The organism is Pseudomonas sp. FG1 (assembly GCF_034313875.1).
Taxonomy (GTDB): domain Bacteria; phylum Pseudomonadota; class Gammaproteobacteria; order Pseudomonadales; family Pseudomonadaceae; genus Aquipseudomonas; species Aquipseudomonas veronii.
Map to the genome: position 1 here is coordinate 3,982,126 of NZ_JAVIWP010000001.1, position 20,848 is coordinate 4,002,973.

8 protein-coding genes are annotated in these 20,848 nt (G+C 65.4%); 7 read left to right on the forward strand and 1 reads right to left on the reverse strand.

Annotated features, from left to right (window positions below; translation table 11 throughout):
* The first annotated feature begins 498 nt into the window (after positions 1 to 498).
* The 6 genes from fmdA to RGV59_RS18520 all read left to right on the forward strand — a co-directional run bounded on the left by fmdA (position 499) and on the right by RGV59_RS18520 (position 6,400).
* Positions 499 to 1,728 carry a formamidase gene (fmdA, locus tag RGV59_RS18495; protein ID WP_046383752.1) on the forward strand — a complete coding sequence of 410 codons (1,230 nt, stop codon included), beginning with the start codon at positions 499 to 501 and terminating at the stop codon, positions 1,726 to 1,728.
* Between the two features lie 2 nt (positions 1,729 to 1,730).
* Positions 1,731 to 2,078: an FmdB family zinc ribbon protein gene (locus RGV59_RS18500; RefSeq protein WP_046383751.1), complete on the forward strand. Its 348-nt coding sequence runs from the start codon at positions 1,731 to 1,733 to the stop codon at positions 2,076 to 2,078.
* Positions 2,079 to 2,093: 15 nt separating this feature from the next.
* Complete coding sequence (locus RGV59_RS18505; RefSeq protein WP_126586076.1) at positions 2,094 to 3,137, forward strand: aliphatic amidase; 1,044 nt, start codon at positions 2,094 to 2,096, stop codon at positions 3,135 to 3,137.
* A 96-nt stretch (positions 3,138 to 3,233) separates the two neighbouring features.
* Positions 3,234 to 3,806: a DUF2239 family protein gene (locus tag RGV59_RS18510; protein ID WP_126586078.1), complete on the forward strand. Its 573-nt coding sequence runs from the start codon at positions 3,234 to 3,236 to the stop codon at positions 3,804 to 3,806.
* 25 nt (positions 3,807 to 3,831) lie between these two features.
* On the forward strand, positions 3,832 to 5,187 hold the full coding sequence (locus RGV59_RS18515; RefSeq protein ID WP_126586080.1) for an MATE family efflux transporter: 1,356 nt from the start codon (positions 3,832 to 3,834) through the stop codon (positions 5,185 to 5,187).
* 40 nt (positions 5,188 to 5,227) lie between these two features.
* On the forward strand, positions 5,228 to 6,400 hold the full coding sequence (locus RGV59_RS18520) for an MFS transporter (RefSeq protein WP_046383747.1): 1,173 nt from the start codon (positions 5,228 to 5,230) through the stop codon (positions 6,398 to 6,400).
* Here the strand turns inward: RGV59_RS18520 and RGV59_RS18525 are convergent.
* A complete protein-coding gene (locus RGV59_RS18525) occupies positions 6,392 to 6,592 on the reverse strand; it encodes a hypothetical protein (RefSeq protein WP_126586082.1) in 201 nt (66 codons plus the stop codon). The two genes, RGV59_RS18520 and RGV59_RS18525, sit on opposite strands and share 9 nt — an antisense overlap.
* Before the next feature lie 234 nt (positions 6,593 to 6,826).
* Here RGV59_RS18525 and RGV59_RS18530 point away from each other — a divergent pair, with 234 nt between their 5' ends.
* Positions 6,827 to 20,848 carry a non-ribosomal peptide synthase/polyketide synthase gene (locus tag RGV59_RS18530; protein ID WP_322247021.1) on the forward strand — a complete coding sequence of 4,674 codons (14,022 nt, stop codon included), beginning with the start codon at positions 6,827 to 6,829 and terminating at the stop codon, positions 20,846 to 20,848.

The window sequence follows — 20,848 nt, forward strand, 5'->3', positions numbered from 1 at the left end:
ACCTTCGCTGGCAAGCCAGCTCCTACAGAAACGCAGGGCTGTGAAGCCACCTGTAGGAGCCGGCTTGCCGGCGAAAAACGCCCAGGCGCCGCGTTCATCCTGGCGACGCGCGTTATCGTTAACGACCATCGCTGGCAAGCCAGCTCCTACAGAAAAACAGGGCTGCGAACCCACCTGTAGAAAACGCCCAGGCGCCGCGTTCATCCTGGCGACGCGCGTCATCGTTAACAACCTTCGCTGGCAAGCCAGCTCCTACAGAAAAGCAGGGCTGCGAACCCACCTGTAGGAGCCGGCTTGCCGGCGAAAAACGCCCAGGCGCCGCGTTCATTCTGGCGACGCGCGTCATCGTTAACGACCTTCGCTGGCAAGCCGGCTCCTACATTTTTGTTTGGGTTTCACTCTCTGGCAGAGCCATACGTCATCCAACGTATTTCCCGTTTTACCTCGCTCCACGAGACTGGTTTCAACGCCACAAGCCATCCGTCCAGGAGCCAGTCCATGACCGAAACGCTGATCAAAGTCGACCTCAACCAACCCGTCACCGAAAACGAGCAGATCCACAACCGTTGGCACCCAGATATCCCAATGGCCTGCTGGGTCAAGCCGGGCGATGACTTCATCCTCGAAACCTACGACTGGACCGCCGGGGCGATCAAGAACAACGACGACGCCAGCGACGTGCGCGATGTGGACCTGTCCACCGTGCATTACCTGTCCGGCCCGGTGGGTGTACACGGCGCCGAGCCGGGCGATTTGCTGGTGGTGGACCTGCTCGACATCGGCGCCAAGGCCGATTCGCAGTGGGGCTTCAACGGCTTTTTCTCGCGGCAGAACGGCGGTGGCTTTCTCACCGATCACTTCCCCAGTGCGCAAAAGGCGATCTGGGACTTCAAGGGCATGTTCACCAGCTCGCGGCATATTCCAGGGGTGAACTTCGCCGGCCTGATCCACCCTGGCCTGATCGGCTGCCTGCCGGACCCGGTGATGCTCGCCGACTGGAACCGTCGCGAACAGGAACTGATCGACACCAACCCCACCCGTGTCCCGCCGCTGGCCAACGCGCCGCTGGCCGCCACCGCGCACATGGGCAAGCTCAAGGGCCAGGCCCGCGACGATGCCGCCGCCACCGGCGCGCGCACCGTGCCGCCGCGTGAGCATGGCGGTAACTGCGATATCAAGGATTTGTCCCGCGGCTCGAAGATCTTCTTTCCGGTCTATGTCAAGGGCGCCGGGCTGTCGGTGGGCGACTTGCACTTCAGCCAGGGCGACGGCGAAATCACCTTTTGCGGCGCCATCGAAATGGCCGGCTGGGTGCATATGAAGGTCGAGCTGATCAAGGGCGGCATGGCCAAGTACGGGATCAAGAACCCGGTGTTCAAGCCGAGCCCGATCACGCCGAACTACAAGAATTACCTGATCTTCGAAGGCATCTCGGTCGACGAGCAGGGCCAGCAGCATTACCTGGACGTCAACATCGCCTACCGCCAGGCGTGTCTGAATGCGATCAACTACCTGACCAAGTTCGGCTACTCACCGGCCCAGGGCTATGCGCTGCTTGGCTCGGCACCGGTACAAGGGCATATCAGCGGTGTGGTGGATATTCCGAATGCGTGCGCGACCTTGTGGCTGCCTACGGAAATCTTCGAGTTCGACATCAACCCCAACGCCAACGGCCCCACCAAGTTCCTCGACGGCAGCGTCGACCTGCCCATCGCACCGGACCTGTAGCCATGCCGACCTACGAATACGCCTGCGAGGCGTGCGGCACGTTCACGATGTTGCGGCCGATCGCCCAGCGCAACGAACCCAGCCAGTGCCCGTACTGCGCCGGGCCCGGAGGGCCGTTGCAGGTGTCGGCCCCGGCCTTGCAGCTGTTGTCGACCAACCAGCGCAAGGCCATCGCCGGCAACGAGCGCAGCGCCAACGCGCCGCAAACGGTCGGCGAGTACCAGGAAAACCGTCGCCATCCGGCCGGTTGCAGTTGCTGCGGCACCAGCAAAAAGGTGCTGCCGAGCAAGGCCAACCCGCTGGGCCTCAAGACCAAGACCGGTCCACGGCCGTGGATGATCAGTCACTAGACCAGGAGCATTGCAATGCGTCATGGCGATATTTCCAGCAGCCCGGACACCGTCGGTGTCGCGGTGGTGAACTACAAGATGCCGCGCCTGCACAGCAAGGCCGAGGTCATCGAGAACGCGAAGAAGATTGCCGAGATGATCCTCGGCATGAAGCAGGGCCTGCCGGGCATGGACCTGGTGGTGTTCCCGGAATACAGCACCATGGGCATCATGTACGACCGCGACGAGATGATGGCCACCGCCGCAAGCATCCCCGGCGAAGAGACCGCGATCTTTTCCGCCGCGTGTCGCCAGGCCAACACCTGGGGCGTGTTTTCCCTGACCGGCGAACGCCACGAAGAGCATCCGCACAAGGCGCCCTATAACACCCTGGTGCTGATCAATAACCTCGGCGAGATCGTGCAGCGTTATCGCAAGTGCATTCCCTGGTGCCCCATCGAAGGCTGGTACCCGGGCGACCGCACCTACGTCTGCGATGGGCCCAAAGGCATGCAAATCAGCCTGATCATCTGCGATGACGGCAACTATCCGGAGATCTGGCGCGATTGCGCGATGAAGGGCGCCGAGTTGATCGTGCGCTGCCAGGGCTACATGTACCCGGCCAAGGAGCAGCAAGTGCTGATGTCCAAGAGCATGGCCTGGGCCAATAACTGCTACGTGGCGGTGGCCAACGCCGCCGGGTTTGATGGTGTGTATTCGTACTTCGGTCACTCGGCGATCATCGGTTTTGACGGGCGCACGCTAGGCGAATGCGGCGAAGAGGAGATGGGCATCCAGTACGCCCAGCTATCGGTGTCGCAGATCCGCGATGCGCGGGCCAATGACCAGTCGCAGAACCACCTGTTCAAGCTGCTGCACCGCGGCTACACCGGTATGCATGCTTCGGGCGATGGCGACAAAGGCGTGGCCGATTGTCCGTTCGAGTTCTACCGCACCTGGGTGCTCGATGCGCAAAAAGCCCAGGAGAACGTGGAGAAAATCACCCGCGGCACCGTGGGCGTCGCCGCCTGCCCGGTCGGGCAATTGCCCCATGACGGCCACGGAAAAACCGCGGGGTAGGGCATACGCTCGGTAGTTCTGCGCAATAAGACTTGCAGTCTGAAAATTCCCCTTTAATATAACCCGGGTAAAACAAATACTACCCGGGTATAAATCATGAATTCTCAACATCCCCCTCGTTGCACCGCTTTCGTTCACCACCGACGTGTGGCGGACGGTCCCTATGCCCACGTTGCCCAGGCGTTGGCAGACCTTGATCTGCCGGCCGGCAGCTTCTTGGTATTCGACGATGCCACCGGCACCCAGGTCGATTACCCTTGGCCCCCGGGTTATGCACCCGAGCTACCCGCGCCCTCAGAGGCACCAGATGAGCCGCCGACGTCCCCTGCGGTCGGGCGCCCCAAGCTGGGCGTGGTCGCCCGCGAAGTGACTTTGCTACCGCGCCATTGGGAGTGGTTGAGCCAGCAGCGTGGCGGTGCGTCGGCTGCGTTGCGGCGGTTGGTGGATGAAGCGCGCAATGCCCATGCCAGTCGTGATCAAATGCGCCAGGCCAAAGAGGCCAGCTATCGCTTCATGAGCGCCATCGGCGGTGACCTGCCGGGTTTCGAAGAGGCTTCGCGGGCGCTGTTTGCCCACAACGCCGCAGACTTTTCCAACAAGATCGCGCTCTGGCCGGTGGACGTGCAGACGTACCTGGCTTGGCTGTCGCGCAACGCTTTCACTGCCTGATCATCATCCAGGGACTCGAACTACCATGGAAGTGACCCAACAACGCCCGCTATGGCAGATCTACCTGGTCTTCCTCGCACCGATGGTGCTGTCGAACTTTCTGCAGAGCTTTACCGGCACGCTCAATGGCATCTATGTCGGGCAAATGCTCGGTACCCAGGCGTTGGCGGCGGTGTCGGGGATGTTCCCCATCGTGTTTTTCTTTATCGCCCTGGTGATCGGCCTGGGGGCGGGGGCCTCGGTGTTGATCGGCCAGGCCTGGGGAGCCCGGGAAACCTCGATGGTCAAGGCGATCACCGGCGCCACCCTGACCCTTGGCGCGCTGGTGGGTTTGGTGGCAGCGGTGCTTGGCAGCCTGTTTGCGCGTCCGGCGTTACTGGCGCTGGGCACGCCGCTGGATGTGCTGGATGACGCGGTAGGTTATGCCCAGGTGATGATGCTGATCATGCCGCTGTTGTTGGTGTTTATCCTCTACACCCAGCTGCTGCGCGGCGTCAGCGACACGATTTCGCCGCTGCTGGCGCTGATGGTCTCGACATTCGTCGGTCTGCTGCTGACGCCGGCGCTGATCCGCGGCTGGATCGGCCTGCCGCCCATGGGCATCCAGAGTGCGGTGTATGCCGGCGTGGTGGGTAACGCCGCGGCGATGCTGTTTCTGGTGCTGCGCCTGCGGCATAAAAACCACGTGATGGCGCCGGACCGCGCATTGCTCGCGGCCTTGCGGCTGGACCGGGTGATTCTCGGCAAAGTCCTGCGCATCGGGCTGCCCACCGGGCTACAGATGGTGGTGCTGTCATTATCCGAATTGGTCATCCTGGCCTTGGTCAACAACCACGGTTCCCAGGCAACGGCGGCCTATGGCGCGGTGACGCAGATCGTCAACTACGTGCAGTTTCCGGCACTGTCGATTGCCATCACCGCCTCGATCCTCGGCGCCCAGGCCATCGGTGCCGGGCGCCTGGAAAGGATCGGGCCGATCCTGCGCACCGGGTTGCTGATCAATACCTGCCTGACCGGCGGCCTGATCCTGCTCGGCTACCTGTTGTCGCCCTGGTTGCTCGGCCTGTTCATCACCGACGACGCCGCGCGGATCAAGGCCGAACACCTGCTGCATATCATGCTGTGGAGCATCCTGGTGTTCGGCTTCCAGGCCGTGATAGGCGGGATCATGCGCGCCAGCGGCGTGGTGCTGATCCCGGTGGCGATTTCGATCTTCTGTGTGCTCGGCGTGGAATTGCCGGTGGCCTACCTGCTCAATGCGCGGTACGGCCTGGAAGGGGTGTGGATGGCGTTTCCGGTGACGTACCTGGCGATGCTCGGCTTGCAGACCGCGTATTACCGGTTGGTGTGGCGGCATAAACAGATCACACGGCTGGTGTGATAAAAGGTTGCGCAAATCAAGGAAAGAAGGCGTTTCAATCATGGCAAACCCCTACGCCGAGTTGTTCCAGGCGCCCGGCGCCCGGGCGTTCGTACTGGCCGGCATGCTCGCGCGCATGCCCATCTCCATGACCGGCATCGGCTTGATCACCATGCTCTCGCAGGTGCATGGCGGCTACGGCCTGGCCGGCTCGGTGGCGGCGGTGTTTGCCTTGGCTACGGCATTTTGCGCGCCGCAGGTATCGCGGCTGGTGGATCGCTACAGCCAGGGCAGGGTACTGCCGATCGCGGCGCTGATCGGCGGCGGTGCGTTGTTGTTGCTGTTGTTGTGTACGCGTTTGCAGGCGCCGAACTGGGCGTTGTTCGTGTTCGCCGCGCTGGCCGGTTGCATGCCCAACATGTCAGCCATGGTCCGGGCGCGCTGGACTGAGCTGTACCGCGGCCAGCCCAAGCTCCAGACCGCGTTTGCCCTGGAGTCGGTGCTCGATGAGGTGTGCTTTATCATCGGCCCGCCGATTTCGGTGGGGTTGTGCGTGGTGCTGTTTCCCGAGGCCGGGCCTTTGCTGGCGGCGTTGCTGTTGGCGGTCGGTGTCACGGTGTTCGTGATGCAACGCCAGACCGAGCCGCCCGTGCATGAGCGCCATGATCATCACGGGCGCTGGCTGATCGCTTCGCCCTCGGTGTTGATCCTGATGATCCTGCTGCTGGCCATGGGCGTGATTGTCGGGGTGGTGGATGTGGTCAGCGTCGCTTTCGCCCAGCACCAGGGCCAACCGGCGGCGGCGAGCATTGTGTTGTCGGTGTATGCCATCGGTTCGTGCCTGGCGGGGTTGGCGTTCGGTACGTTGAAACTCAAGGCGCCGTTGCCCCGGCAGTTCCTGTGCTGTGGTGTCGCCACGGCGCTGACCACCTTGCCGTTGCTGCTGGTCACCAACATCCCCGGCCTGGCCGTGGCGATCTTCATTTCCGGGCTGTTCTTCGCCCCGACCCTGATCGTGTCCATGGCCCTGGTGGAGCGGATCGTGCCACCGAGCCGGTTGACCGAAGGCATGACCTGGCTGATCACCGGCCTGAGCATCGGCGTGGCCATCGGCGCCGCCAGCTCCGGCTGGATGATCGACCACTTCGGCGCGGCCAGCGGGTTCTGGGTGGCGCTGGCGGCGGGGGCGGTGGTGTTGGGTTCGGCGGTGTTGGGGTATCGGCGGCTAGGGTGATGGCTGAGTGGTGTACTCACCGCTGAGGAGGTCATCCACCGCCTGGCGAAAGGCGGCCTCCAGTTCCTCTTCGGTTTGCCCTTCATAACTGACCAGTGAGTCGATGTTCAAAAGCCTCCCAAACAGGCAGTTGTCTTCGACGCTGGTTTCTATTGAGCCGGTATGACCCTTGTATTTAAGTCGGCGATTCATTGAGCCGCTGCTCCTGTGCGTAATGGTTCTTAGGATCTGGCGCCGTTTAACCTAGGGCCGAAGCGCTTCAAGAGGTATCAGTTGCATACGGGTTTCGTGTAGGGCATTTCCCGGCAGCCCGCATTCCTCGCAGTCAACAGCCTCCCATCCCCCCGCTAATTTTTCCCTCTCCGGTTCGTTTTATAGGGACGACGTGCCTTTGTGCTTCCCGCCTATTGCTCCGGACTCCAAGAAATGAATGCTGAAGACTCCTTGAAACTTGCTCGCCGGTTTATCGGGTTGCCCCTGGAAAAACGCCAGCTGTTCCTCCAGGCGTTGCAGAAGGAAGGGGTGGATTTTTCGCGGTTTCCGATTCCTGCCGGGGTGGATGTGGAGGACCGCGATGCGCTGTCCTACGCACAGCAACGCATGTGGTTTCTCTGGCAGTTGGACCCGGCCAGCGGCGCCTATAACCTGCCGGGCGCCGTGCGGCTCAAGGGCGCGCTGAACCTGGGCGCGATGCAGCAGGCGTTCGCCAGCCTGGTCGAGCGTCATGAAACCCTGCGCACGGTGTTCCAGCGCCAGGCCGACGAGCGTCTGGCGCAGGTGGCGGCACAGCCGGCGCTGGCGATCGAGCAGCACGACCTGAGCGACCTGGCCTCCGCCGAGCGCGAGCAGGCCGTCAACGCCGCGGCCACCCGCCAGTCGCTGCTGCCGTTCGATCTGGAGCACGGTCCGCTGCTGCGCGTGCAGCTGTTGAAACTCGACGAGCAGGAACACGTGCTGCTGCTGACCCTGCACCACATCGTCTCCGATGGCTGGTCGATGAACGTCTTGATCGACGAGTTCATCCGTTTCTACGACGCGCATGAGTGCAACGAGGCGCCGCAACTGCCGGCGCTGCCGATCCAGTACAGCGACTATGCCCTGTGGCAACGCCGCTGGCTGGAAGCGGGGGAGCAGGCGCGTCAGCTGGAATACTGGCAAGCGCGGCTGGGTGATGAGCATCCGGTTCTGGAATTGCCCAGCGACCGCCCACGCCCGGCCATGCCCAGCTACAGGGGCACGCGCCACACCTTCGCGATCGATCCGGATCTGGCCGCGCAACTGCGCAGCTGCGCGCAAACACACAACGTCACGCTGTTCATGTTGCTGCTCGGTGCGTTCAATGTGCTGCTGCATCGCTACACTGGCCAGGGCGACATCCGCGTCGGCGTGCCGATCGCCAACCGCAACCGGACCGAAGTCGAAGGGCTGATCGGTTTCTTCGTCAACACCCAAGTGCTGCGCACCGAACTGACCGGGCAGACCCGCGTCAGCGAGCTGCTGCACGCCATCAAGGAGCACGCCCTGGGCGCCCAGGCCCATCAGGACTTGCCCTTCGAACGCCTGGTAGAAGCGCTGAACGTCGAGCGCAGCCTGAGCCATACACCGTTGTTCCAGGTGATGTACAACCACCAGCCGGTGGTGGCCGACATCGCCTCGATCCGCACGGCCTCCGGCCTGGAACTGGCCGCGGTGGAGTGGCAGGGCCGCACCACCCAGTTCGACCTGACCCTCGACACCTACGAACAGTCCGGCACCCTGCATGCCGCGCTGACCTACGCTAACGACCTGTTCGACGCGCCATCCATCGCACGCATGGCACGGCACTGGATCAGCCTGTTGCAGGCCATGGTCGCCGATGGCGAGCAGCGCGTCGGTGAGTTGCCGATGCTCGCCGCCGATGAGCAGCAGGTCCTGGTGAGCGCCTGGAACCAGACCGCGCAGGCCTATCCGAGCGAGCGCGGCATTCATCAGTTGATCGAAGACCAGGTGCGCGCCACGCCGGAGGCGCCGGCGCTGGTGTTCGGTGCGACCACGCTGACCTACGCCCAGCTCGACGCCCGCGCCAACCAGCTGGCCCATGCCTTGCGCGAGCAGGGGGTTGGCCCCGATGCCTTGGTGGGTCTTTGCATCGAGCGCTCGATCGAAATGGTGGTCGGCCTGCTGGGGATTCTCAAAGCCGGCGCTGCCTATGTCCCGCTCGACCCCGAGTATCCCCCGGAACGCCTGGCCTACATGATCGAAGACAGCGGCATCCAGCTGCTGCTCAGCCAGCAAAGCCTGCTGCCGTCGCTGCCGGTTGCCGGTATCCGTGTGATTGCCCTGGACCAGCCCGCGCTGTGGCTCGACGGCTACAGCTGCGAAGCGCCCGCCGTGGCGATTCACGGGCTGAACCTCGCGTATGTGATCTACACCTCCGGCTCCACCGGCCAACCCAAGGGCGCCGGCAACAGCCATCGCGCGCTGGTCAACCGCCTGTGCTGGATGCAACAGGCCTACACGCTGGAGGCCAGCGATGCGGTGCTGCAGAAAACCCCGTTCAGCTTCGACGTGTCGGTGTGGGAGTTCTTCTGGCCGTTGATGACCGGTGCGCGCCTGGTGGTCGCGGCCCCTGGCGAACACCGCGAGCCGGCGCGCCTGATCGCGACCATCGGCCGACACGCGATCACCACCGTGCATTTCGTGCCGTCGATGCTCCAGGCGTTTATCCATGAGCCGGGCGTGCAGGCCTGCACTGGCCTCAAGCGCGTCGTCTGCAGCGGCGAGGCCTTGCCGTTGGATGCGCAGAGCCAAGTGTTCGCCAAACTGCCACAGGCCGCTCTGTTCAACCTCTATGGCCCGACCGAAGCGGCCATCGACGTGACCCACTGGAGTTGTGTCGATGAAGGCGCCGACAGCGTGCCCATCGGCCGCCCGATCGCCAACCTCCACACCTACGTGCTCGACGCCCAGCTCAACCCGGTGCCGGCCGGCGTCTCCGGCGAGCTCTACCTGGGCGGCAGCGGCCTGGCGCGCAGTTACCACCGGCGTGCGGCCCTGACCGCCGAGCGTTTCGTGCCCAGCCCGTTCGCTGACGGCGCACGTGTGTACCGCACTGGCGACCGCGTGCGCCAGCGGGCCGACGGCGTGATCGAGTACCTCGGCCGTCTCGATCATCAGGTCAAACTGCGCGGTCTGCGCATCGAACTGGGTGAAATCGAGACACGCCTGCTGCAGCATCCCGGCGTGCGTGAGGCGGTGGTGCTGGTGCAGGGCGGCAAGCAACTGGTGGCCTACCTGGTGTTGGAAGGCGAAGCGCCCACCGACCTCAAGGCGTGGCTGCTCGGCAGCCTGCCGGAGTACATGGTGCCGACCCACATGCTGCACCTGGACCAATTGCCGGTGACCGCCAATGGCAAGCTGGATCGCAAAGCGCTGCCAGTGCCGGACGCCGCCGCGCAGCAGGCCTATAGCGCCCCGCAAAGCCCCGTGCAGCAGGCGCTGGCCGCGATCTGGGGCGATGTGCTCGGCATCCCGCAGGTCGGCCTGGACGACAATTTTTTCGAGTTGGGCGGCGATTCGATCATCTCCATCCAAGTGGTCAGCCGCGCGCGCCAGGCAGGCATTCGCCTCAGCCCGCGCGACCTGTTCCAGTACCAGAGCGTGCGCAGCCTGGCGTTGGTGGCGACCTTCGAGCAGGCCGCGAGCATCGACCAGGGCCCGGTCAGCGGTGAGGTGATGCTGACTCCGGTGCAGCAGAGCTTCTTCGCCCAGGCCATCCCGGTGCGCGAGCATTGGAACCAGTCGTTGCTGTTGATCCCGCGTGAAGCCCTGGAACCTGCGCGTCTCGACGCGGCCTTGACCCAGGTGATCAATCATCACGACGCTTTGCGCCTGCGCTTTGTCGAGCAGGCCGAAGGCTGGCAGCAAACCCATGCCGCGCCGATCGCCGCGCCCGGATTGTGGCAATCCCACGCCAGCGACGACACAGAACTGGCCGCACTCTGCGAGGCGGCCCAGCGCAGCCTCGATCTTGAACAAGGCCCGCTGCTGCGCGCCGCCCTGGTGAGCATGGCCGACGGTACCCAGCGCCTGTTGCTGGTAGTCCATCACCTAGTGGTGGACGGCGTCTCCTGGCGCATCCTGCTCGAAGACCTGCAACAGGCCTACGGCGCTGCGCCGCTGCCGGCCAAGACCTGCGCCTACCAAGTGTGGGCCCGGCAGTTGCTGGCCCATGCACAGACCCTCAACGCGCAACTGGCGTACTGGCAGGCGCAGACGGCCGACGCCGATTTGCCTTGCGACAACCCGCAAGGCGGCCTGCAAAATCGCCTGGGCGCCAAGCTGGAAATCCGCCTTGACGCCGAACACACCCGTCAACTGCTGCAAGACGCCCCGGCCGCCTATCGCACCCAGGTCAACGACCTGCTGCTGAGCGCATTGGTGCGGGTGATCTGCCGGTGGAGCGGCCAGACGGCTGCGCTGATCCAGCTGGAAGGCCATGGCCGTGAAGACCTGTTCGACAATGTCGACCTGAGCCGTACCGTCGGTTGGTTCACCAGCCTGTTCCCGCTGCGCCTGCAGGCCGAGGGCGGGTTGGCGGATGCGATCAAGTCGGTCAAGGAGCAACTGCGGGGCGTGCCCGATAAAGGCATCGGCTACGGCCTGTTGCGTTACCTCGGCACACCGGACGCCCGCGAAGCCCTATCAAGCCTTGCCGCGCCGCGCATTACCTTCAACTACCTGGGCCAGTTCGATCGCCAGTTCAACCAATCGGCACTGTTCGTACCCGCCACTGGCGGCAGCGGTCAGGCCCAGGACCCCGAAGCGCCGCTGGCCAACTGGTTGACGCTGGAAGGGCAGGTGTACGGTGGGGAATTGACCCTGCAATGGGGCTTCAGCCGTGAGATGTTCGAGGCGTCGACGATCCAGCGCCTGGCGGATGACTATGCGGCGGAACTCAAGGCCCTGATCGTGCATTGTTGTGCCACGCCGGCAGGGCAGGTCACCCCGTCGGACTTCCCGTTGGCGCGTCTGACCCAGCGCCAGTTGGATGGGCTGCCCGTCGCGGGACCGGCCATTGCCGATCTCTACCCGCTGTCGCCGATGCAGCAGGGCATGCTGTTCCACAGCCTGTACGAGCCCGAGGCCCAGGCCTATATCAACCAGTTGCGCCTGGACATCGGCGGCCTCGATCTTTTGGCGTTCGGTCGCGCCTGGCAGGCCGCGCTGCAGCGGCATGACATCCTGCGCAGCAGCTTCCACTGGCTGGGCCTGGACAGTGCCCATCAGTTGATCCAGCGGCAGGTCGACTTGCCGTTGCAAGTCATCGAAGACCCCGATGCCGACGCCGAGGCCCTCGCCGCAGCCGAGCGCGACAAGGGCTTCGCGCTCGACGCGGCGCCGCTGTTTCGCCTGTTGCTGGTACGCGGTGCCGGCGCGACCTGGCAGTTGATTTTCACCAGCCACCACATCCTGATGGATGGCTGGAGCAACGCCCAATTGCTGGGCGAAGTCATCGCCCACTATGCCGGCCATACCGTGCCGGCACCGCTGGGACAGTTCCGCGACTACCTGGGTTGGCTGCAACAACAAGGGTCGGGCGAAGCCTTCTGGAAAGCCACGCTGGCGCCGTTGCAAGCGCCCACCTTGCTGGCGGAGGCGCTGCGCGTGCCGGCCCACGCCACAGGGATGGCTGACCATCAGGTGGTGCTCGACAGCGACTTCACCCAAGCGCTCGGCGAGTTTGCCCGCCGCCAGAAAATCACCCTCAACACCCTGCTGCAAGGGGCGTGGAGCCTGTTGCTGCAGCGCTACACCGGCCAGGATTGCGTGGCGTTCGGTGCCACCGTCGCCGGGCGTTCGGCGCCGCTGCCGGGGATCGAGCAGCAACTGGGCCTGTTTATCAACACCTTGCCGATCGTCAGCCTGGCCGCGCCGGCCCAATCGGCCGCGTGCTGGCTCAGCGAGCTGCAAGCGCTGAACCTGAGCCTGCGCGATCACGAACATGTGCCGCTCTACGACATCCAGGGCTGGGCGGGCCAGCAGGGCGCGTTGTTCGACACCTTGCTGGTGTTCGAAAACTTCCCGGTGGCCGAAGCCCTGAAACAGGGCGCGCCCGCAGGCCTGACCTTCGGCCGCCTGCACAACCATGAACGCACCCACTACCCGCTGACCCTGGGGATTGAGCTGGGGGCCAGCCTGCGCCTGGAATGGAGCTACGACCGCGCGCGTTTCAGTGCCGATCAGGTCGCGCGATTGAGCGCCAACCTGCAGCACCTGCTGGTACAACTGCTCGCCGATGCGCAGGCGCCGCTCGGCAACTTGCGCCTGCTCGACCCCACCACGCAGCGCGACATGCTCGCCCTGGGCCGGGCACCCGGCGCGGCCCTACGTGAGCTGCACGTGCATCAACGCATTGCCGCCCAGGCCGCCGCCACCCCGGATGCGCTGGCGGTGCAGGCCGGCGAAGCGCGCTTGAGCTATGCCCAGCTCAACGACCACGCCAACCGCCTGGCCCATCGCCTGCTGGCGCTGGGCGTGGGGCCTGGGCAGCGCGTGGGCCTGGCCTGCCGACGTGGCCCGCAGTTGATCGTCAGTCTGCTGGCGGTACTTAAAAGCGGCGCCGCCTATGTGCCGCTGGACCCGAAATACCCCAACGAACGCCTGGCCTACATGCTGGCGGACAGTCGTGTGGACCTGCTGCTCAGCGAAACCGGGCTGCTCGCCGACCTGCCGCTGCCGCAAGGTCTGATCCGTGTGGACTTCAGCGCATCCGGCGCTGAGTTGGCCGCTTACCCGCGCGCCAATCCGCCCAGCCACGTGGGCGCCGCCGACCTGGCCTACGTGATCTACACCTCCGGCTCCACCGGCCAACCCAAGGGCGTGGCCATCGATCACGCCGCCCTCGGCCAGTTCTGCGACAGCGCCGCGGTCTACAGCCGGCTGTGTGCAGCGGACCGTGTACTGCAGTTCGCCACGTTCAGCTTCGACGGCTTTGTCGAGCAGTGCTACCCGCCGCTGTGTATAGGCGCTGCGTTGATCATGCGTGGCGATGAACTGTGGGACGCCGGGCAACTGGCGCGGGAAATCGTCGAGCAGGGCGTGACCCTCGCTGACTTGCCGGCGGCGTACTGGTACCTGCTGGCCAAGGAATGTGCGGTCGAACACCGCGCCCTGGGCAATCTGCGCCAGGTGCATGTGGGCGGCGAAGCCATGTCGGTGGAAGGCCTGCGCGCCTGGCACGCCGCCGGCCTGGGCCACGTGCGGCTGGTCAACACCTATGGGCCGACCGAGGCCACGGTGGTGTCCAGCGTGCATGACTGCCAGTTGCTCGATGCCAGTGACGCGTTCGGCGTGCCCATCGGCCAAGCCATCGAAGGCCGTTCGCTGTATGTGCTCGACAGTGCGTTCGAGCTGCTGGCCACCGAGGGCGTCGGCGAGCTGTGCATCGGTGCCGAGTACGGCCTGGCCCAGGGCTATTTCGACCGCCCGGCGCTGACGGCCGAGCGCTTCCTGCCGGACCCGTTTTCCGCCGTGCCGGGGGCGCGGCTCTACCGCAGTGGCGACCTGGCCCGTTACAACCAGGCCGGTGCGTTGGAGTACGTCGGGCGCATCGATCATCAGGTGAAGATTCGCGGTTTCCGTATCGAAATCGGCGAAATCGAGGCCAGCCTGCAAGGCTTGCCGCAGGTGCGTGAGGCGGCAGTCATCGCGCAGCCGGGCGCCGTGGGTGCGCAATTGGTGGCCTACGTGGTGCCGACCCAGGGCCAGCGCCTGGACACCCAGGCGCTGGCGGCGACCTTGCACCGTGTGTTGCCCGACTACATGGTGCCGGCGCAGTGGGTGGTGCTCGATGCCTTGCCGTTGAACAACAACGGCAAGCTGGACCGCCGCGCACTGCCGGCGCCGGACCTGAACCAGCCCCGACAGGCCCACCGCGCCCCGCACAGCCCGCTGGCGATCCGGTTGGCGGCGATCTGGCAAGCGGTGTTGCAGGTCGAGCGCGTGGGGCTCGATGACCATTTCTTCGAGCGCGGCGGCCATTCGTTGCTGGCCACCCAGGTGATCTCCCGCGTGCGCCATGACCTCAAGCTGGAAGTGCCGTTGCGCGCGCTGTTCGAGCAGCCGACGCTGGAGGCCTTCGCGACCGCGTGCGCCGGCGTGCAGGGCGACACGGCACCGACGCTGCAGGCGGCGGGGCGTGACCGGCCGCTGGCGTTGTCGTTCGCCCAGGAGCGCCAGTGGTTCCTCTGGCAACTGGACCCGACCAGCGCCGCCTATCACGTCCCCGCCGCACTGCACCTGCGCGGCCCGTTGGATATCGCTGCGCTGGAACACGCTTTCCGCGCCCTGGTGCAGCGTCATGAACCGCTGCGCACCACCTTCGTGGAGGAGGGCGAGCAGACTTGGCAGGTGATCCACCCCGACCTGGCGATTGCGCTGGCGCATCAGCACATCGCTGCAGCCGCGATCGAAGCGACGGTGGCGCAGGAGATCCAGCGCCCGTTCGACCTGGTCAACGGCCCGCTGATGCGCGTCACGTTGCTGCACGTCGAAGCGGAGCACCACGTGCTGGTAATCACCCAGCACCACATCATCTCCGATGGTGGGTCGATGCAGGTGATGGTCGACGAACTGCTGGCCCTGTATCAGGGCCAGGCGCCGTTGCCGGCATTGCCGCTGCACTATGCCGACTATGCCCAGTGGCAACGCGAGTGGATGGCCGCCGGGGAGAAACAGCGCCAACTCGATTATTGGTGCGCCCGCCTGGGCAGCGAACATCCGCTGCTGGAGCTGCCCCTGGACCACCCGCGTCCGGCGCTGCAAAGCCATCGCGGCGCGCGCCGACAACTGCATCTGGACGCCGCGCTGGTCGCCGAAATCAAGGCCCTCGCCCAGCGTCAGGACGTGACCCTGTTCATGCTGCTGCTCGCCGCGTTCCAGACCTTGCTGTTTCGCTACAGCGGCCAGTCCGCGATCCGTGTCGGGGTGCCGATCGCCAACCGCAATCGCCTGGAAACCGAGCGGCTGATCGGCTTCTTCGTCAACACCCAGGTACTGCAGGCCGAGCTGCATGGGCAGATGGGCTTCGACCGCTTGCTGGCCCAGGTCAAGCAACGTGCGGTGGAGGCCCAGGCCCATCAGGACTTGCCCTTCGAACAACTGGTGGAAGCGCTGCAACCGGAACGCAGCCTCAGCCATAACCCGTTGTTCCAAGTGATGTTCAATCACCAGGACAACCTGCGCGCCGGCCCGCTGCAGTTGCCAGGCCTGGACCTGCAACCGGTGGATTGGACCGGCCACAGCACCCAGTTCGACCTCAACCTGGAAACCGAGGAGTCGGCCGATGGCCTCTGGGCTGCACTGACCTACGCCACCGACCTGTTCGAACCGGCGACCATCGAGCGCCTGGCCGAGCATTGGCAGAACCTGCTGCGCGCCGTGGTGCGCGATGCCTCCCAACCCCTGGACGAGCTGGCGCTGCTCAGCACGGCGCAGTGGCGGCAGATGCTCGAAGCGTGGAACCACACGGCCTTCGATTACCCCCGCGAGCGCTGTGTGCATCAGTTGTTCGAAGCGCAGGCCCTGGCCCAGCCCGACGCCATCGCTGTGCAATTCAACGACGACGCCTTGAGTTATGCCGAACTCAACCGCCGCGCCAATCGCCTGGCCCATCGCCTGATCGCGGCGGGTGTCGGCCCGGACGTGCTGGTGGCGGTGCATGTGGAGCGTTCCCTGGACATGGCGGTCGGCCTGCTGGCGACCCTCAAGGCCGGTGGCGCCTACGTGCCGCTCGACCCGCAGTTCCCGGCGGAGCGCCTGGCGTTCATGCTCGAAGACAGCCGCGCCCGGGTGCTGCTGACCCAGCCAGCGCTGATCGGCCGACTGGCGCAACCGCAAGGCCTGCACGTGCTGCTGGTCGATGACAGCGACGCTGGCGAACACAACCCGCAAGTGGACGTCAGCCCGGAACACCTGGCCTACGTGATCTACACCTCCGGCTCCACCGGCCAGCCCAAGGGCGTGATGGTGCGCCACCGCGGGCTGTGCAGCTTCACCAGCGGCATGGCCACCAGCCTGGACATCGGCCGGGAGGCGCGAGTGCTGTCGCTGACCACGTTCTCGTTCGACATCTTCGCCCTGGAGCTGTACGTGCCGCTGACGGTTGGCGCCACGGTGCTGCTGAGCGAGCAGGCCCTGGCCCTCGACCCGGAGGCGATTATCGACCTGGCGCACCACCAGCGCGCCAATGTGCTGCAAGCCACGCCGTCAACCTGGCGCATGCTGCTGGACAGCCCGCGTGCCGAGCGGCTGCATGGCATCAAGGCACTGTGCGGCGGCGAAGCGCTGCCGGCCGACCTGGCCCAGCGTCTGCTCGATCTGCAAGGCCCGGTGTGGAACCTGTATGGCCCCACGGAAACCACCATCTGGTCGGCGGCCCATCGGCTGTTGGCGCCGCAGCCTTTTGTCGGGCGGCCGATTGCCAATACCGCGTTGTTCATCCTCAACGCCGGGCTCAGCCCATGCCCGTTGGGCGCGGCCGGTGAGCTGCTGATCGGCGGTGTCGGCCTGGCGCGCGGTTACCACGCACGGCCGGCGCTCACCGCCGAACGCTTCGTGCCCAACCCTTATGGCGCACCGGGCGAACGCCTGTACCGTACCGGTGACCTGGCGCGCTACCGCGACCACGGCGTGGTGGAGTACATCGGCCGGGTCGACCAGCAGGTCAAGGTGCGCGGGTTCCGTATCGAACTGGGCGAAATCGAAGCCTGCCTGCGCGAACACCCCGGCGTGCGCGAAGCCGTGGTGCTGGCCGACAACGACCGCTTGATCGCCTATCTGGTGACCTCCGCCCCACAGACGCCGCAGGTCTACCAAGCCGCCTTGCGCGAGCGTTTGCCGGACTACATGGTGCCGGCGTACCTGATGTGCCTCGACAGCCTGCCCTTGACCCCCAACGGCAAGCTCGACCGCAAGGCTCTGCCCAGCGTGGACGCCAGCCTGTTGCTAAAAGGCCATGTCGCTCCCGTCACACTGCGCCAACAGCAGGTGGCGGCGATCTGGGCCGAGGTGCTGGGCGTACCTCATGTCGGCCTCGACGACCACTTCTTCGAGCTGGGCGGGCATTCGCTGCTGGCCACCCGCGTGGTGTCGCGGGTCCGCCAGGCGCTGACGCTGGAAGTGGCGCTCAAGACCCTGTTCGAACACCCGGCGCTGGGTGACTTCGTCGCGGCGCTGGGCGAGGAGGGCGTGGTCGCACCGGCCATGCTCAAGGCCGACCGCACCCAACCGTTGCCACTGTCCTATGCCCAGGAACGCCAATGGTTCCTCTGGCAACTCGACCCGCACAGCGCCGCGTACCACATCCCCAGCGCCCTGCGCCTGAAAGGCACGCTGGACCTGGCCGCGCTGCAACGCAGTTTCGACACGTTGCTGGCGCGTCACGAAAGCCTGCGCACCCATCTGCATCAGGACGCCAGCGGCACACGGCAAGCGGGCCTGATCGACGTCGACCAGGCCGACAGCGACGAAGCCGGGCTCAAGGCGCAGGTCGCTGCCGAGGTCGCGCGTCCGTTCGACCTGCTGCGCGGGCCGTTGCTGCGGGTCACGTTGCTGCGCCTGGCTGAGGATGACCACGTGCTGGTGCTGGTGCAGCACCATATCGTCTCGGATGGCTGGTCGATGCAACTGATGGTCGAAGAACTGGTGCAGCTCTACGCCGCGTTCAGCCAGGGAACCACGCCGCACCTGCCGGCCTTGCCGATCCAGTACGCCGACTACGCCCTGTGGCAGCGTCAATGGATGGAGGCCGGCGAGACCGCGCGTCAACTGGCTTACTGGCGTGAGCAACTGGGCGGTGTGCAACCGGTGCTGGAATTGCCGGTCGACTACCCGCGCCCAGCGCTGCAAAGCCACCGTGGCGCGCGCCTGGGTATTGAGCTGGCGGCGCCGTTGCTCGCCGGTTTGCGCAGCCTGGCGCAGCGCACCGGGGTGACGTTGCCGATGGTGTTGCTGGCGTCGTACCAGGCCTTGCTGCACCGCTACAGCGGTCAGGAGGACGTGCGCGTCGGCGTGCCGATTGCCAACCGCAATCGCCTGGAAACCGAAGGGCTGATCGGCTTCTTCGTCAACACCCAGGTGCTCAAGGCCGATATCCACGGGCAGATGAGCGTCGAGCATTTGCTGCACCAGACGCGTCAACGCTCCCTTGAGGCCCAGGCCCATCAGGACCTGCCGTTCGAGCAGTTGGTGGAGGCCTTGCAGCCCGAGCGCAGCCTGAGCCTGAGCCCGCTGTTCCAGGTGTTGTTCAACCACCGCGTGACGTCGGTCGACAGCCATTGGCAGCGCCTCACCGAGCTTGACGTCGAGGTCCTGAGTTGGGCTGAAGGCGTCGCCCAATTCGACCTGGCGCTGGACGTCGAGGAAAGCCAGACGCTGTTGCGTGCGTCCCTGAGCTACGCCACCGACCTGTTCGCCCCGGCGACCATCGCACGCATGGCCGGCCACTGGCAGAACCTGTTGCAGGCGATGGTCGCCGATCCGCAGCAGACCCTCGGCCAGTTGAACCTGCTGGACGGGGATGAACAGCGGCACATTCTGCAGTTGTGGAATCAATCCGACGCCGGCTTCCCGGCCCAGCGTCTGGTACATGAATTGGTGGCCGAGCGTGCGCGGGAAAACCCGCAGGCAATCGCGATCAAGTTCGACACGCAAACCCTGACCTACGGCGCGCTGGACCGCCAGGCCAACCAGTTGGCCCACGCGTTGATCGCCCGGGGTGTCGGCCCGGAAGTGCGCGTGGCGATTGCCATGCCGCGCAGTGCGGAGATCATGGTGGCGTTCCTTGCGGTGCTGAAAGCTGGCGGCGTGTATGTGCCGCTGGACGTGGAATACCCGCGTGATCGCCTGCTGTACATGATGCAGGACAGCCGCGCCAAGCTGCTGTTGACCCATACCGCCGTGCAGCAGCAACTGCCGATTGCCGAAGGCCTGGATACGCTCGCCATCGACCGCACCGAAACCTGGAGCGGCTTCAGCGACACTGTGCCGCCGGTAGCTCTGGACGGCGACAACCTCGCCTACGTGATCTACACCTCCGGCTCCACCGGCATGCCCAAGGGCGTGGCGGTGGCCCACGGTCCGCTGGTGGCGCATATCATCGCCACCGGCGAACGCTACGAAACCGGCCCGGCCGATTGCGAATTGCACTTCATGTCCTTCGCTTTCGACGGCTCCCACGAAGGCTGGATGCACCCGCTGATCAACGGCGCCAGCGTGCTGATCCGCGATGACAGCCTGTGGCTGCCGGAATACACCTACGCGCAAATGCACCGTCACAACGTGACCATGGCCGTGTTCCCGCCGGTGTACCTGCAACAACTGGCCGAGCATGCCGAGCGCGACGGTAATCCGCCGAAGGTGCGCGTGTATTGCTTTGGCGGTGACGCGGTGGCGCAAGCGAGCTATGACCTGGCCTGGCGTGCGCTAAAGCCGACCTACCTGTTCAACGGCTACGGCCCGACCGAAACCGTGGTCACGCCGTTGCTGTGGAAAGCACGCAAGGGCGATCCCTGCGGCGCCGTGTACGCACCGATCGGCACGCTGTTGGGCAACCGCAGCGGCTACATCCTCGACGCCCAACTCAACCTGCAACCCATCGGCGTCGCTGGCGAGCTGTACCTGGGCGGCGAGGGCGTGGCGCGTGGGTATCTGGAGCGCCCGGCACTCACCGCCGAACGCTTCGTCCCCGACCCGTTCGGCAAACCCGGCAGCCGCGTGTACCGCAGCGGCGACCTGACCCGTGGCCGCCCGGATGGCGTGGTGGATTACCTCGGCCGTGTCGATCACCAGGTGAAGATCCGCGGTTTCCGTATCGAGCTGGGCGAGATCGAAGCGCGTCTGCGCGAGCAGGACAGCGTCGGCGAAACCGTGGTGGTGGCTCAGGAAGGCCCGACCGGCAAGCAACTGGTGGCCTACGTGGTGCCGGCAGATGCCAGCCTGGCCAACCACGCCGAGTGGCGCGACACCCTGCGCCGCGCCCTGAAAACCCGCCTGCCGGATTACATGGTGCCCGCGCACTTCATGTTCCTGGCGCAAATGCCGCTGACCCCCAACGGCAAACTCGACCGCAAGGGCCTGCCCGAGCCGGACGCGAGCCTGATGCAACAGGCCTACGTCGCCCCCGAAACCGAGCTGGAACAGCAGATCGCCGCGATCTGGGCCGAGGTGCTGCGGCTGCCGCACGTGGGCCTGAACGACAACTTCTTCGAGGTCGGCGGCCACTCGTTGCTGGCGATCCAGATCACCTCGCGGGTCCAGGCCGAACTGGGCCTGGAAGTGCCGCTGGTGGAAGTGTTCCAGACCGAAACCCTGCGCGCCTACGTGCAGGCCGCTGCCGCCTTCCGCGCCGGCAGCGCGCAAGATTTCGACGACCTTCGTGACTTTTTGAGCGAACTAGAGGCGATTTGA

Coding starts and splice junctions, on each gene's coding strand:
- fmdA (WP_046383752.1), top strand. CDS start 499: ATGACCGAAACGCTGATCAAAGTCGACCTCAACCAACCCGTCACCGAA.
- RGV59_RS18500 (WP_046383751.1), top strand. CDS start 1,731: ATGCCGACCTACGAATACGCCTGCGAGGCGTGCGGCACGTTCACGATG.
- RGV59_RS18505 (WP_126586076.1), top strand. CDS start 2,094: ATGCGTCATGGCGATATTTCCAGCAGCCCGGACACCGTCGGTGTCGCG.
- RGV59_RS18510 (WP_126586078.1), top strand. CDS start 3,234: ATGAATTCTCAACATCCCCCTCGTTGCACCGCTTTCGTTCACCACCGA.
- RGV59_RS18515 (WP_126586080.1), top strand. CDS start 3,832: ATGGAAGTGACCCAACAACGCCCGCTATGGCAGATCTACCTGGTCTTC.
- RGV59_RS18520 (WP_046383747.1), top strand. CDS start 5,228: ATGGCAAACCCCTACGCCGAGTTGTTCCAGGCGCCCGGCGCCCGGGCG.
- RGV59_RS18525 (WP_126586082.1), bottom strand. CDS start 6,592: ATGAATCGCCGACTTAAATACAAGGGTCATACCGGCTCAATAGAAACC.
- RGV59_RS18530 (WP_322247021.1), top strand. CDS start 6,827: ATGAATGCTGAAGACTCCTTGAAACTTGCTCGCCGGTTTATCGGGTTG.